Consider the following 13,754-nt stretch of genomic DNA (forward strand, 5'->3'; position numbering starts at 1 on the left):
GCTTCGCCGCCACCTGTGCGGTCCACACCCATCACAGGAGAAGGCTCGATGCTGCCCATTTTCGCTGCTCTGCTACTCGTGGCGGGCACGCCACCGGTCGTGCCGCAGGCCGAGGCCGACCTGCTCACCGGCCAGGACTGGGGTCACTTCGCGGGCGCCACGCAGACCCCGGACGGCGTGCGGATCCGCCCGCTCGACCGCTGGATCGTCGGCACCGACGGCCGGCGCTCGCAACCCAACCCGCCGGTGAACCTGCTCGGCCCGCGCCTGGTCGTGAACGGGACGTTCCAGGTCGACGCGGGCATGTCCGGCTCCGGCTCGTTGCAGCTCTACGGCGCGCCGCCGGTGATCTACGACGAGTGGCGCCAGGAACCGCCGAGCGTCCGGGTCGGCGTCTCCGGCGGGAGGCTGGACGTCGCCGTGTGGAACGGCAAGGCGGACAAACCCGTGCAGAGCAAGAAGTTCGGCTCCGGACTGACCGGTGACGTGTCGGTGCGCGTCAGGCGTTCCGGTTCGACGCTCGAGTTCTCGGCCAACGGCAAGCAACTCGGCACCCTGCCGGAGTCGGGCGCCTTCTCGTCCGGGCAGATCTGGTTCGGCGCGGACGGCGCGTGGACCCTGCGGTCCCTCACCGCCTCCGGTGGTGTGCAGGTGCGCAAGGCCCCGGCCTGGAAGCAGAAGACGGTGCCCGGCTCGCTCCGGTCTCGCGCGGAAGCGTTGCCGCGCAAGGTGGGTGTCGGCAGCGCGCTGGCGATCGGGCCGCTGGTGGCCGACGACCTGTACCGCGCGACGGCGGGGGAGCAGTTCAACCTGATCACCCCCGAGAACGACATGAAGCCCCAGTTCGTGCAGCCGGCGCGCGGGGTGTTCGCGTTCGAGGAGGCCGATGCGATCGTCGACTTCGCCGAGGCCAACAACATCGCGGTGCACGCGCACACGCTGGTGTGGTTCGAGGCGCTGCCGACGTGGATGCGGTCCGCCCCGGACAAGAAGACCGTGATGACCGAGCACGTCAAGGCGGTCGCCGGGCACTTCAAGGGCCGCGTCACCGAGTGGGACGTCGTCAACGAGCCGATCAACGAGGACAACTCCGACGGCCTCGAACACAACCTCTGGTACGAGGCCATGGGCGCCGACTACATCGCGCAGGCCTTCCGGGCTGCACGCGCGGCGGACCCGAACGCCGTGCTGTACCTCAACGAGTACGGAGCCGAGGCGGACGGGGCGCGGTGGAACGCCCTGCTCGCGCTGGTGAAGAAGCTCAAGCAGAACGGCGTTCCCATCGACGGCGTCGGCCTGCAGAGCCACGAGTACGACGCGTCGGACCGCGTGCCCGCCGAGACGTTCCGCAGGCACGTGCGCACGCTCGCCGCGCTCGGGCTCAAGGTCCGGGTGTCCGAAATGGACGTCACGACCCCGGACCAGACCCTGCAGGCCAAGCAGTTCGGTGAACGGCTCGCGGTCTGCCGTCAGGAAGCCTCGTGCACCGGCTTCACGTCGTGGGGCTTCACCGACAGGTACGGCTCGACCGCCAACTTGGACAAGTACCCGCCGGTGCCGGGCAACGCGCTGCCGTGGACGGCGTCGATCACCCCGAAGAAGGCGCAGACCTCGATGGCCGACGCCCTGAAGTGAGTCCTCGGCCCCGGTGAGGTGGTGAGGGGAAGAACGTCGATTGGGCCCGTACTCACAACCACAGTTGTACAACCGTGGTTGGCAATGCCAGGATTCGCGCTGTGGACCTGATGGACATCGACCTCGGGACGCTCGCCTACCTCGCGGGCCGCTCCGCGAACGACGCGATCCTCAAGCAGCTGCACGAGATGGGGCACAAGGGCGTGCGGATGTCGCACGGCTACGTGATCCAGCAGCTCGTCGACGGCGAACCCAAGGTGGGCGAGCTGGGCGAGCTGCTCGGCGTCACCCAGCAGGCGGCGTCGAAGCAGTTGGTGGAGCTGGAAAGCCTGGGGTACGTCAAGCGAGTGCCGGACCGCGTGGACGGCCGGATCCGGCGCGCCCAGCTGACCAGCAGGGGCAGGCGTCTGGTCGAGGACAGCCAACGGCTCCGGCGCGAGCTGGACGTGCACGGCAACGACGAGGTCAAACGCGCGCTGGTGAGCGTCCTGGTCGCGACCGGCGGCGCCGAACCGGTGCTGAAACACCGGCTCGCGCCGAGCGACTAGGACGCACGTACGGCGGATCTTCACCAGCAACGTCGCAGGTGCGGCGGTGCGCCGTTCGGTCGTGCACCCATTCGGCTGACGGACGTACCCGGGTCCACCGGATGTCGTTGACGAGTACATGACCTGTGACAACGAAGTCCCGGTCCCTGCAGCCGGGGCCCCGGTTCGTCGTCGGCAGTTCCTCACGTTCCTCGTGGCCGCGCCGGTGCTCACCGTCGCGGTTCCCGGTACGGCCGAGGCCGTCATCCCGACGCTGCCGCAACCGGCCGAGATCCTCGATCTCGGCGATGTTCTGATCCTGGCCGGTACTCCGACCGCGGGCGCGCTCGCCGTGCTCAGCGTCGGGGAGGACGGCGTCGTCACCCTCGACCTGCCCCGCGCCGAGGTCGGTCAGGGCATCACCACGGCCTGCGCGATGCTCGTCGCGGAGGAACTCGACCTGCCGCTCGGCAAGGTGCGCGTCACGCTCGCGGACGCGCGGCCCGAGTTGCTGATGAACCAGCTCACGGGCGGTTCCAACACGATGCGGTCGGTGTACGGCCCGGTCCGTCAGGCGGCGGCGGCCGCACGGGCCCGGCTGCTCGCGGCGGCGGCGGAGCAGCACGGCGTGGCGGTCGAACGACTGTCCACGAGGGACGGTGCGGTGATCCTGCCGGACGGGCGCCCGATCCTGTACGGGCTGCTGACGTCGGCCGCGGCCCAGCTGACCGGAGTCTTCGCGGCACAACCGAAACCGGCGAGCGAACACCGGCTGATCGGCACTCCGCAGTCGCGCATCGACGCCCGCGCGATGGTCACCGGGCAGTTCAAGTACACGCTCGACCACGACGTGCCGGGTGCGATGCCGACGGTCGTGCGCCGGCCGCCGACCATCAACGGCTCGGTGAAGTCCGTCGACTCCACGGCCGCGAAGGCGATGCCCGGTGTGCTCGCGATCGGGATCGTGCCGACGGGGGTCGCCGTCGTCGCGGAGACGTTCGGGCAGGCCATGGCCGCGCGGGACGCGGTGAAGGTCACCTGGAACGCCGGCACGATCGACGCGTTGTCGGACAAGGAGATCCGGGCCAAGCTGAAGGCCGCCACGCTGCCGTTCGTGGTGCCGCCGCTGCTGACCCAGCACGTGGACATGGAGTTCGAGTTCGCGTTCGTCAGCCACGCGCCGATGGAGACGAACTCGGCGATCGCGGACGTCCGGGACGACCGTGCCGAGATCTGGGCGGGGCTGAAGTCGCCGATCGTGGCGCGGCAGACCATCGCGGCGGCCATCGGGCTACCCGAGTCGGCGGTGAAGGTGCACGTGATGCAGGGCGGCGGCTCGTTCGGTCGCAGGCTCTTCTTCGACGCCGCGATCGAGGCCGCGCAGATCTCCAAAGCGTTGCGGCGCCCGGTGAAGCTCATGTGGGATCGCAAGGACGACATGCGTCACGGCCGGGCGCGCGCCGCCAGCCACCACAAGCTGCGGGCGACGTTCGCGCTCGGCAACGTGCTGACGTTCGAGCACCGCGTGGCGTCCGTCGAGACCGACTTCCGGCACGGCCTGGGCGAGATCCTCACCGCCACGGCCGCGTCGCTGCCGGTCGCGGGCAACCTGTCGTTCGCGCAGACGGTGTTCCTCACGACGTGCAAGGTGCCGTACAACTTCGGCGTGGTGACCTCGCTGCTCAACGAGGTGCCGCTGCGCATGCACACCGGCTCGTGGCGGTCGGTGTACTCGGCGAACACCCGTGGCGCGGAGGAGGTCCTGGTCGACCAGCTCGCGAAGAAGATGGGCAAGGACCCCGTCGCGTTCCGCCGCGAGTACCTCAAGACCGCTCGCCAACGAGCTGTGCTCAACAAGGTCGTCGAGGAAGGCCAGTGGGGCAAGGTGATGCCCAAGGGCTTCGCGCAGGGCATCGCGTTCCACGACGAGTACAAGTCGTGCACCGCCTGCCTGGTCGAGATCGACGCCCGTGACCCGAAGAACCCGCGCGTGGTCAAGGCGACGATCGCGGTCGACGTCGGCCGCCCGATCAACCCGCGCGGCCTCGAGGCGCAGATGCTCGGCGGCCTGACCGACGCCATCTCCACCACGTTGCGCGCCGGTCTGCACATCGACAAGGGCCTGCCGCTGGAGGGTTCGTACTCGCAGTTCCACTACGCCCGCCAGAAGGACGCGCCGCTCGACGTGAAGATCCACGTGATGCCGGCGACCGGCGAACCGGGCGGTGCGGGGGAGTTGGGCGTGCCGGCCGCGGTCGGAGCGATCGCCAACGCCTACGCGCGGGCGACCGGTGTGGTGCCGACGAGCTTCCCGATCATCTTCCCGGTCGACTTCGAGCCGTTCCCGCGCTGAAGGAGCGTCAGCTGTGCCTACCTACACCATGATCGTCAACGGGAAGCCGGTCACCGTCGAGGCCCCCGCCGACATGGCCCTGCTCTGGGTGCTGCGCGACAAGCTCGGGGTGCGCGGCCCGAAGTTCGGCTGCGGCATCGGTGTCTGCCGAGCCTGCACGTCCCACCTGAACGGCGCGGAGATCCAGCCGTGCGTCACCCCGGTCGCGGAGTGCTCGGGCCAGGAGGTGACCACGATCGAGGGGCTGGCCTCCGGTGACGACCTGCACCCGGTCCAGGAGGCCTGGCTGGAGCAGGACGTCGCGCAGTGCGGCTACTGCCAGCCGGGCCAGATCATGGCCGCGGCGGCGTTGCTCCGGACGAAGAAGGAGCTTTCGGACGAGGACATCGACCGGATCGCGAACGTGTGCCGTTGCGGTACCTACTTCCGCATCAGGCAGGCCATAAAGTCGGCGGCGGCCAAGATGAGTTAGAGCCGGAGCACCGCCGGCGCAGGAGGATCCCGTGCTGGCGCTGTCCGTCGTGCTGCTGGTCGCCGTGCTGGTCTGCGCGGTCGTCCGACCGTGGGGCTGGCCCGAGGCGGTGGTGGCGGTCCCGGCGGCCGCCGTCGTCGTACTGGCCGGGGCGTTGCCGCTCGACCACGTCGTGGACGAGGCGGTGCGGCTGGGGCCCGTGATCGGGTTCCTGGCCGCGATCCTCGTGCTCGCCCAGCTCTGCGACGACGACGGGCTGTTCCACGCCTGCGGCACCTGGATGGCACGTGCGTCCGGCGGCAGACCGCGGACGTTGCTGGGCGGGGTGTTCGTCACGGCTTCGGTGACGACGGCGGTGCTGAGTCTCGACGCGACGGTCGTGCTGCTGACGCCAGTGGTGTTCGCGACGGCCGCGCAGCTCGGCGTCCGGCCGAAGCCGCACGTCTACGCGTGCACGCACCTGTCCAACAGCGCGTCGCTGCTGCTGCCCGTGTCGAACCTGACGAACCTGCTCGCGTTCGCGTCGAGCGGGCTGAGCTTCACCCGGTTCGCGGCGCTGATGGCGTTGCCGTGGGTCGTGGCGATCGGCGTGGAGTACCTGGTGTTCCGGCGGTTCTTCCGCACCGACCTCGACGCGCCCGTGCACGCGCCGGCCGTGCAGCCGCCGCAGGAGCTGCCGATGTTCGCGCTGGCCACCGTCGGGCTGACGCTCGTCGGGTTCGCGGTCGCGTCCGCCACCGGCGTCGACCCGGCGTGGGCGGCCTGCGCGGGTGCGGTCGCGATGGCCGTGCGGGCGCTCGTCCGGCGCCGCACCTCGCTGGTCAAGGTCGTGCGGTCGGCGTCGCTGCCGTTCCTCGCGTTCGTGCTGGGCCTGGGCGTCGTGGTCCGGGCGGTGGTCGACAACGGGCTGGACGACGTGCTGAAGCTCGCGATCCCGACCGGCACCGGCCTGCTGGCGCTGCTCGGGGTGGCCGCGGTCGCCGCCGTGCTCGCCAACGTGATCAACAACCTGCCCGCGGTGCTCGTGCTGCTGCCGCTGGTCGCGCCGATGGGACCGGGCGTGGTGCTGGCGGTGCTGCTGGGTGTGAACCTCGGCCCGAACCTCACCTACGCCGGATCACTCGCGACGTTGCTGTGGCGGCGGATCGTGCACGACCACGACACCGAGGTGAACCTGCCGGAGTTCACGAAGCTCGGTCTGCTCGCCGTGCCTGCCACCCTGGTCGGCGCGGTCGTGGCACTGTGGGCGTCCCTGCAGCTGATCGGAGGATGACCATGACGGTGGTCGTGTGGATCGCCGACGACACCTGGCAGGACTGCGTCGACGCGGCCCGCGCCTACGACGGGGACTTCCTGCTGCTGCACGTCAGCGACGTCGCCGGCACCGCTCACGGCGCGTTCGCCGGGTTGTTCGGCCGCCACCCCTCGCTCGACCCCGGCACCCGCCTGGACGGGCTCGCCGCAGACCACGCGACGCGGCTCCTGGACGCGGCCGCCGAACGCCTCGGGCGCCCGTGTGCGAAGGAGGCACGCGTCGGCAGGGTCGAGCACGAAGTCGTTGCGGCGGTACGGGACGCGTCGTTGCTCGTCCTGTGCCGCGACGGCGACGTGAGCCACGCCGGTCCGCGCAGCCTCGGCCCGGCGACCCGGTTCGTGGTCGACCACGCGACCTGTCCGGTGTTGCTCGTCTGGCCGACCTGACTGCTCGCACGCAAACTTGCGTGCACGCACTTTTCTCGCCTAGTCTTCGGGCCATGCGAGCCAAAGGCATCGCGTACGACACCGGTTTCGTGCGCCACGGGGACATTTCGCTGGAGAAGTTCGACCTCGACGAGGTCCGGCGGGATCTGACCGTCATCAGGAACGACCTGCACTGCAACGCCGTCCACCTCGTCGGAGGTGATCCGGAGCGGCTCGAGCGGGCCGCCGAGATCGCCGCCGAACTGGGGCTGGAGATCTGGTTCTCGCCCTATCCGCTGGAACTCACGCCGCCCGAGATCCTCGCCCTGTTCACCGACTGCGCGCGCCGCGCCGAACGCGTCCGGCTCGGAGGTGCCGAGGTCGTGTTCGTGACGGGCGTCGAGCTCAGCATCATGAATTCCGGCTTCCTGCCCGGCGACGACGTGCCGCAGCGCCTCGGCCGGTTGCTGGAACGGCCCGAACGGATGCGGGAGGCCGGAGCGAGGCTCAACGCGTTCCTCGCCGAGGCCGTCGGCGTGGTGCGGCAACACTTCCGCGGCAAGCTCACCTACGCCTGCATCCCGTTCGAGAACCCGGACTGGACGCTGTTCGACGTCAAGTCGTTCGAGCTGATCAGATCCGCCGAGGTCGCTGACGTGTACGCCTCGAGCATCAGGAACGTGGTGGCGCAAGGGATGCCGGTCGCCATCACGGGCTTCGGCACGGCGGCCTGGCGCGGTTCGGGGGCCGTCGCGCCGCGCAGCATGGAGATCGTCGAGCACGACGAGTCCGGGCGGGCCGTCCGCGTGAAGGACGGCTACGTCCGTGACGAGGAGGAACAGGCCACGTACCTGCGCGAGGTGCTGGAGACCTTCGAGGCCGAGGGTGTCGACGCGGCGTTCGTCTACATGTTCGCGCTGGCCGGCTACACGCACCGGCCGGACGAGCCGGAACGCGACCTCGACATGGCTGGCCCCGGCATCGTGAAGGTCCACGAGGACGGCAGCTGGGAGCCCAAAGCCGCGTTCGGAGCCGTCGCCGAGGTGTACGCGCGGATTTAACCGCTTGGCGCGTGCCTCGGGTGCCAGCCAGACTCGGGGCATCATGAGCGCAAGGCTGCGAGCGATCGCCCACGACACCGTCGCCATCGCGGAGCGCGGTTCCTACTCCACTCCGGCGGGCGAGGTCACCATCGCCGTCACCCCCGCCGTCGAGGGGACCCGGCTGCACCTGCCGGACGAGGTGCTGCCGCTGCGCCCGGAGGTCGGCGGTGCCCGGATCGACGTCACCAACGAGTCCACTTTGGACGCCACGCGCCGCCTCGGCGGTGACGTCGCGGCGCTGAACTTCGCCTCCGCGCGCAACGCCGGTGGTGGGTTCCTCAACGGCGCGCAGGCCCAGGAGGAGAGCATCGCCCGCGGCTCGGCGATCTACCCCTGCCTGCGCGCCGCCGGTGAGTTCTACGCGTACCACCGCGCGCACGAGGACCTCGTCTACAGCGACCGCGTGATCTACTCGCCGCGCGTGCCGGTGTTCAAGGACGACAAGGGAGCCCTGCTGCCGCAGCCGTACGAGGTCTCGTTCCTCACGGTCGCGGCGCCGAACCTGTCCGCGATCCTGCGCAACCAGCCCGGCCGCGCCGACGCTGTTCCGCTCGCGTTGCTGGGGCGTGCCATCCGCGTGCTGCACGTCGCCGCGTCGCACGGTCATCGCCGGCTCGTGCTGGGTGCCTGGGGTTGCGGGGTGTTCGGCAACGACCCCGCCACCGTCGCGCGGATCTTCGGGCTCGCGTTGCGGGACAACCGGTTCTTCGAGCACGTCGTCTTCGCGGTGCTGGACCGGCAGAAGGGCACGCCGACGTTCGCCGCGTTCACCGACGCACTGGGCTGACACCGCCTCTGACTGGCACTGAGCCAAAGTGGCACCACTTTGAGCCAGAATTGCTTGCCGGTGGTGCCACCGTGTGCCATAGTGATGCCATGGATCTGACCCCGTATGTGGCTTCCCTCGGCCGCGAGCTGCTGACCGCCGTCGAGACCGGCGGCGACGAAGCGAGCGCGCTGGTCGAGCGGTTGACCGTGACGATGGAGTCGGCGATCCGGCTGGCACTGCTCGAAGCGTTGTCCGCCGCCGCCGACGAGATCACCGCGGACCTGGCACCGGACTCGGTGCAGGTGCTGCTGCGGGGCCGTGACCCGAAGTTCGTCGTGACGCGCCGGGCACCCGAGCCGGCCGCCGTCGCACCGGAGCCCGCGCCCGCCGCACCCGCCGAGGACGTGGCGGCCGGCTTCGACGACGGCACCACCGTGCGGATCAACGTCCGTCTGCCCGAACCGCTCAAGGCCGCGATCGACGAGGCCGCCGCCAAGGAGGGCCGCTCGGTCAACGCCTGGCTCGTGCGCGCCGCGTCCGCCCAGCTGAGCCCGAAGCGCGAGACCCTCGCCGAGTCGATCGAGAACAGCATCACCGGCTCGCAGCGTTTCGTCGGCTGGGTCCGCTAACCACAGCCTTTCCCCACATCGCCCCGACCTGCGGGGATGTTCCACCGACACCTTCTGAGGGGACAGCCATGCCTTCTTACGACACGCCGGAACCGATTTCCGTACTGCTCGACGTCTACGCGGGCCACGTCCAGATCGTCGCGACGGACCGCACCACCACCTCGGTCGACGTGCGGCCGTCCGACTCGTCCGACTCCTCGGACAACGAGGCCGCGCAGAAGACCAGGGTCGACTACAGCGACGGCACGCTGATGGTGCGCGGTCCGAAGCGGACGTTCGACTTCTCCAAGAAGACCAGGTCCGTCGACGTCGTGATCGAGCTGCCGGCCGGGTCCAGGGCGGACGTCGACGTGACGGCGGGCAGCGTCCGGACCAGCGGTGTGCTCGGCCAGACCGAGGTCGACATGTCCGCGGGCAACATCCACCTCGACCGCACCGGCCCGCTGAAGGCCGACACCGGCGCCGGCCAGGTCAAGATCGGCACGGTCACGGGCAACGCCGAGGTCAAGACCGGCAGCGGGCACATCCGCGTCGGCAGGGTGGACGGCGCGCTGGTCGTCAAGAACTCCAACGGCCACATCGACGTCGGCACGGTCGAGGGCGAGCTGCGGGCCCGTTCGGCCAACGGTGACATCAACGTCGAACGCGCCGCGGCGGTGGTCGAGGCCAGGACCGCGATGGGCTCCATCGAGGTCGGCGAGGTCGTCAGCGACACCGTCACGCTGAACACCGCCATGGGCGGCATCGAGGTCGGGATCGCCAGGGGCACCGCCGCGTGGATCGACGCCAAGACCTCGTTCGGCCGCGTCTCCAACACGCTCGACGGGAGCGACGGCCCCGGAAACTCCGCGCAGACCGTCAAGGTCACCGCTCACACGTCCTTCGGCGACATCTCCGTCCGCCGTGCCTGAGGGGAACTCCATGAACGCGATCAAGGCAACCGGCCTGCGCCGCTCCTACGGCGACAACGAGGTGCTCAAAGGCGTCGACCTGAACGTCCAGCGCGGCACCGTCTTCTCGTTGCTCGGCGCGAACGGCGCCGGCAAGACCACCACCGTGAAGATCCTGTCCACGCTGATCAGAGCGGACGGGGGCAGCGCGTCCGTCGCCGGTCACGACGTGGCGGGCGACCCCGACGCAGTCCGTGCCGCGATCGGTGTCACGGGCCAGTTCTCCGCCGTCGACAACCTGATGACGGGCCGCGAGAACCTGAAGCTCATGGCCGACCTGCACCACCTCGGCAAGGCCGACGGCAGGCGCAAGGTCGAGCAGCTGCTGGAGCAGTTCGACCTGGTGGACGCGGCCGACAAGTCCGCGTCGACCTACTCCGGCGGCATGCGGCGCCGGCTCGACCTCGCGATGACGCTGGTCGGGTCGCCGCAGGTGATCTTCCTGGACGAGCCGACCACCGGCCTCGACCCGCGCAGCCGCCGCACCATGTGGCAGATCGTGCGGGACCTGGTGGCGAGCGGCGTCACGATCTTCCTGACGACCCAGTACCTGGAGGAGGCCGACGAGCTCGCCGACCGGATCGCGGTGCTGGACCACGGCAGGATCGTCGCCGAGGGCACCGCGGACGAGCTCAAGCGCCGCATGCCCGGCGGCCACGTCCTGTTGCAGTTCACCGAACTGCGCGACCTGGAGTCGGCCACGCGGATCATCGGCGAGGCCTCGCGCGACGGTGACGCGCTCGCCCTGCGGGTGCCGAGCGACGGCAGCGTCCGTTCGCTCAAGGCACTGCTCGACCGGCTCGACGAGAACGCCGTCGCCGTCGAGTCGCTCAGCACGCACACCCCCGACCTCGACGACGTCTTCCTCGCCCTCACGGGCAACCCCGAAAAGGTGAGCCAGTCATGACGTACGCCCTGACCGACTCGGCGACGATGGTGCGCCGCAACCTCAAGCGGATGATCCGCTACCCGTCGCTGACGTTCCAGCTCCTGATCATGCCGGTCGTCTTCCTGCTGCTGTTCGTCTACGTCTTCGGCGGCACCCTGGGCGCCGGGCTCGGCGGTCCGTCCGGCGGCAGAGCCGAGTACCTCAACTACGTGACACCGACGATCATCCTGATGTCGATCACCGCCGCGGTGCAGGGCACGAGCATCTCCATCGCGATGGACATGACCGAGGGCATCGTCGACCGCTTCCGCACCATGGCGATCGCCCGCGTGTCCGTCCTGACAGGACACGTCGTCGGCAGCCTGGTCCAGACGGTCCTCGCCATGTCGGTCGTCTTCGGGGTCGCCGTCGCGATCGGCTTCCGGCCGCAGGCGAGCGCACTCGACTGGCTCGCGCTGGCCGGTCTGCTGATCGCCATGTCGTTCGCGATGATCTGGCTGTCCGCCGCGCTGGGCCTCGCGAGCAAGTCCGTCGAGTCGTCGAGCAACGTCGGCCTGCCGCTGATCCTGCTCCCGTTCTTCGGCAACGGTTTCGTGCCGACCGACTCGATGCCGGCGGTGTTGCGCTGGTTCGCCGAATATCAGCCGTTCACGCCGTTCATCAGCGCCCTGCGTGGTCTGCTGATGGGCACGCCGATCGGCAACAGCGGCTACATCGCCTTCGCCTGGTGCGCTGTCATCGGGTTCGGCGGCTACTTCTGGTCCAAGAAGCTCTTCAACCGCGAATCCACCCGCTGAAGGAGATACCTCATCATGTTGCACGGCTTACCCATGGACCGCGACGTCACCCCGTTCGACCCGCCCGGTGAGATCACCAGGGTGCGCGAGACCCGACCGGTCAGCCCGATGCTCTTCCCCGACGGCCACGAGGGGTGGCTGATCACCGGGTACGAGGCGGTCCGGCAGGCGTTGGCGGACACCAGGTTCAGCAGCCGGCAGGACCTCGGCATCATCCACGTGCCGTTCCCGACGCCCGGCATGCCGGAGATGACCGAGCCGGTCCCGCAGACGCCCGGCCTGTTCATCAGCATGGACCCGCCGGACCACACCCGGTTGCGCCGCAAGCTCACCGGAGCGTTCACGGTCAAGCGGATGAAGGCTCTCGAAGAGGGCATCATCGCGATCACCGAACGGCAGCTGGACGAGCTCGCGAAGCTCACGCCACCGGTCGACCTCGTCAAGGAGTTCGCGCTGCCGGTGCCGTCGCTGGTGATCTGCGAGATTCTCGGCGTTCCGTACGAGGACAGGGACACGTTCCAGCACAACTCCTCCAAGTTCATGGAGAGGCAGGTGAACCTGGAGGACAAGATGGCCGCGTACATGGCGATGAACACGTACCTGTACGAGCTGGTCACGAGCAAGCGCGCCGAACCGGGTGACGACCTGCTGTCGGACCTGGCCAGCGACGAGGACCTGAGCCTCGAGGAACTCACCGGCATGGCGTTCCTGCTGCTACTCGCCGGCCACGAGACGACGGCGAACATGTTGTCGTTGGGCACCTTCGCCCTGCTGGAGCACCCGGACCAGCTGGCGGCACTGCGCGCGAACCCGGAGCTGGTCCCCGACGCCGTCGAGGAACTGCTGCGCTACCTGGCCGTCGCCGACATCTTCTTCCGTTACGCGGCAGAGGACGTCGAGTTCTTCGGCGAGACGATCCGCGAGGGTTCGATGGTCGTGTTGTCGTTGCTGGCGGGCAACCACGACCCGGAGCGTTACGAGCACGCCGACTCACTCGACGTGCACCGCAACGCCCGCGGGCACCTGGCGTTCGGGCACGGCGTGCACCAGTGCCTCGGTCAGCAGCTTGCCCGGATCGAGATGCGGGCCGGGTTCGAGGGACTGCTGCGCCGCTTCCCCGCACTGGAACTCGCCGTTCCGGCCAGGGAAGTGAAGCTCAGGACCGACATGAACATCTACGGCGTGCACGCCCTGCCGGTCACCTGGGCGTAGCCGTCAGACGGTGAACCCACCGTCTGCGTTGATGCTGGCACCGGTGACGTACGCACCGGCCTCGCCGGCCAGAGCCGCGACGAGCTCGGCGATCTCCGCCGGCTGTCCGTAGCGCCCCAACGCGGTCAGTCCGCGAATCGTGTCCGACATCGGCCCGTCGGCCGGGTTCATGTCGGTGTCCGTAGGTCCTGGGTTGACCACGTTCGCCGTGATGCCCAACGGACCCAGCTCGCGCGCAAGGCCCTTCGTCATCCCGATCAGGGCTGTCTTGCTGGCCGAGTACAACGCGAAGCCCGGAAACGGCGCGTACACGGCGACATTGCTGCCAATGCTGATGATTCGTCCGCCGTCGTGCATGTGCCGTGCTGCTGCACGGGACGCGAGGAACGGCGCCCGCACGTTCACAGCCATGGTGTGGTCGAACTCTTCGCGGCCGAGTTCCTCCAGGGGGCCGACCTGGAAGACACCGGCGTTGTTCACCAGCACGTCGAGCCGTCCGAAGTGGACCGCGGTCTCCTCGACCGCGGCCACCACGGCGTCCGGGTCGGCGCTGTCGGCCCGGATGGCGAAACCGTTGTCCGGCTTGGTGTTCTGGTACGTGACGGCGACGCGGGCGCCGAGAGCGGTGAGCTTCTCGGCGATCGCGGCCCCGATGCCGCGGCTCCCGCCGGTGACGAGAGCCGCTTTTCCTGCAAGTGATCCCATGCCGTTCAGCCTGCTGGAATCACGCGCGGGGTT

The 13,754-nt window shown here is 69.5% G+C and carries 14 protein-coding genes; 13 read left to right on the forward strand and 1 reads right to left on the reverse strand.

The window, feature by feature from the left end; translation table 11 throughout:
- Positions 1–48: 48 nt before the first annotated feature.
- The 13 genes from PV646_RS36195 to PV646_RS36255 all read left to right on the forward strand — a co-directional run bounded on the left by PV646_RS36195 (position 49) and on the right by PV646_RS36255 (position 13,016).
- Complete coding sequence (locus tag PV646_RS36195) at positions 49–1,635, forward strand: endo-1,4-beta-xylanase (RefSeq protein ID WP_500346810.1); 1,587 nt, start codon at positions 49–51, stop codon at positions 1,633–1,635.
- A gap of 110 nt (positions 1,636–1,745) precedes the next feature.
- Entirely contained in the window at positions 1,746–2,183 is a 438-nt protein-coding gene (locus tag PV646_RS36200) for a MarR family winged helix-turn-helix transcriptional regulator (RefSeq protein WP_500347071.1), read from the forward strand.
- Positions 2,184–2,301: 118 nt separating this feature from the next.
- The gene (locus PV646_RS36205; RefSeq protein WP_500346811.1) at positions 2,302–4,515 is read left to right on the forward strand and encodes a xanthine dehydrogenase family protein molybdopterin-binding subunit; all 2,214 of its coding nucleotides are present in this window, start codon (positions 2,302–2,304) and stop codon (positions 4,513–4,515) included.
- A 28-nt stretch (positions 4,516–4,543) separates the two neighbouring features.
- Positions 4,544–4,987 (forward strand): (2Fe-2S)-binding protein, encoded by a 444-nt coding sequence (locus PV646_RS36210; protein ID WP_500347072.1) that lies wholly within the window; start codon positions 4,544–4,546, stop codon positions 4,985–4,987.
- Positions 4,988–5,018: 31 nt separating this feature from the next.
- Positions 5,019–6,260, forward strand: coding sequence for an SLC13 family permease (locus PV646_RS36215; protein WP_500346812.1), 1,242 nt, complete (start codon positions 5,019–5,021; stop codon positions 6,258–6,260).
- A 2-nt stretch (positions 6,261–6,262) separates the two neighbouring features.
- Positions 6,263–6,688, forward strand: a complete 426-nt coding sequence (locus tag PV646_RS36220) for a universal stress protein (RefSeq protein WP_500346813.1) — start codon at positions 6,263–6,265, stop codon at positions 6,686–6,688.
- 53 nt (positions 6,689–6,741) lie between these two features.
- Positions 6,742–7,728 (forward strand): glycoside hydrolase family 113 protein, encoded by a 987-nt coding sequence (locus PV646_RS36225; protein WP_500346814.1) that lies wholly within the window; start codon positions 6,742–6,744, stop codon positions 7,726–7,728.
- 43 nt (positions 7,729–7,771) lie between these two features.
- The gene (locus tag PV646_RS36230) at positions 7,772–8,557 is read left to right on the forward strand and encodes a TIGR02452 family protein (RefSeq protein WP_500346815.1); all 786 of its coding nucleotides are present in this window, start codon (positions 7,772–7,774) and stop codon (positions 8,555–8,557) included.
- An 89-nt stretch (positions 8,558–8,646) separates the two neighbouring features.
- Positions 8,647–9,168: a ribbon-helix-helix protein, CopG family gene (locus tag PV646_RS36235; RefSeq protein ID WP_500346816.1), complete on the forward strand. Its 522-nt coding sequence runs from the start codon at positions 8,647–8,649 to the stop codon at positions 9,166–9,168.
- A 68-nt stretch (positions 9,169–9,236) separates the two neighbouring features.
- Entirely contained in the window at positions 9,237–10,079 is an 843-nt protein-coding gene (locus PV646_RS36240) for a DUF4097 family beta strand repeat-containing protein (protein WP_500346817.1), read from the forward strand.
- A gap of 10 nt (positions 10,080–10,089) precedes the next feature.
- Positions 10,090–11,025, forward strand: coding sequence for an ATP-binding cassette domain-containing protein (locus PV646_RS36245; RefSeq protein WP_500346818.1), 936 nt, complete (start codon positions 10,090–10,092; stop codon positions 11,023–11,025).
- Positions 11,022–11,804: an ABC transporter permease gene (locus tag PV646_RS36250; RefSeq protein WP_500346819.1), complete on the forward strand. Its 783-nt coding sequence runs from the start codon at positions 11,022–11,024 to the stop codon at positions 11,802–11,804. Before PV646_RS36245 ends, PV646_RS36250 begins: the two co-directional genes overlap by 4 nt.
- Positions 11,805–11,819: 15 nt before the next feature.
- Positions 11,820–13,016, forward strand: a complete 1,197-nt coding sequence (locus PV646_RS36255; protein WP_500346820.1) for a cytochrome P450 — start codon at positions 11,820–11,822, stop codon at positions 13,014–13,016.
- Between the two features lie 3 nt (positions 13,017–13,019).
- Here PV646_RS36255 and PV646_RS36260 read toward each other — a convergent pair whose 3' ends face one another.
- The gene (locus PV646_RS36260; RefSeq protein WP_500346821.1) at positions 13,020–13,721 is read right to left on the reverse strand and encodes a 3-oxoacyl-ACP reductase family protein; all 702 of its coding nucleotides are present in this window, start codon (positions 13,719–13,721) and stop codon (positions 13,020–13,022) included.
- Positions 13,722–13,754 lie beyond the last annotated feature (33 nt).

Origin of the sequence: Streptomyces sp. ID05-26A, from assembly GCF_033794685.1 — a bacterium.
Lineage (GTDB): Bacteria > Actinomycetota > Actinomycetes > Mycobacteriales > Pseudonocardiaceae > Lentzea.

Bases quoted from the DNA above. Each gene is read 5' to 3' on its own strand.
- PV646_RS36245 (WP_500346818.1), top strand. From the start codon at position 10,090: ATGAACGCGATCAAGGCAACCGGCCTGCGCCGCTCCTACGGCGACAAC.
- PV646_RS36195 (WP_500346810.1), top strand. From the start codon at position 49: ATGCTGCCCATTTTCGCTGCTCTGCTACTCGTGGCGGGCACGCCACCG.
- PV646_RS36205 (WP_500346811.1), top strand. From the start codon at position 2,302: ATGACCTGTGACAACGAAGTCCCGGTCCCTGCAGCCGGGGCCCCGGTT.
- PV646_RS36240 (WP_500346817.1), top strand. From the start codon at position 9,237: ATGCCTTCTTACGACACGCCGGAACCGATTTCCGTACTGCTCGACGTC.
- PV646_RS36220 (WP_500346813.1), top strand. From the start codon at position 6,263: ATGACGGTGGTCGTGTGGATCGCCGACGACACCTGGCAGGACTGCGTC.
- PV646_RS36210 (WP_500347072.1), top strand. From the start codon at position 4,544: ATGATCGTCAACGGGAAGCCGGTCACCGTCGAGGCCCCCGCCGACATG.
- PV646_RS36235 (WP_500346816.1), top strand. From the start codon at position 8,647: ATGGATCTGACCCCGTATGTGGCTTCCCTCGGCCGCGAGCTGCTGACC.
- PV646_RS36255 (WP_500346820.1), top strand. From the start codon at position 11,820: ATGTTGCACGGCTTACCCATGGACCGCGACGTCACCCCGTTCGACCCG.
- PV646_RS36250 (WP_500346819.1), top strand. From the start codon at position 11,022: ATGACGTACGCCCTGACCGACTCGGCGACGATGGTGCGCCGCAACCTC.
- PV646_RS36260 (WP_500346821.1), bottom strand. From the start codon at position 13,721: ATGGGATCACTTGCAGGAAAAGCGGCTCTCGTCACCGGCGGGAGCCGC.
- PV646_RS36225 (WP_500346814.1), top strand. From the start codon at position 6,742: ATGCGAGCCAAAGGCATCGCGTACGACACCGGTTTCGTGCGCCACGGG.
- PV646_RS36200 (WP_500347071.1), top strand. From the start codon at position 1,746: ATGGACATCGACCTCGGGACGCTCGCCTACCTCGCGGGCCGCTCCGCG.
- PV646_RS36230 (WP_500346815.1), top strand. From the start codon at position 7,772: ATGAGCGCAAGGCTGCGAGCGATCGCCCACGACACCGTCGCCATCGCG.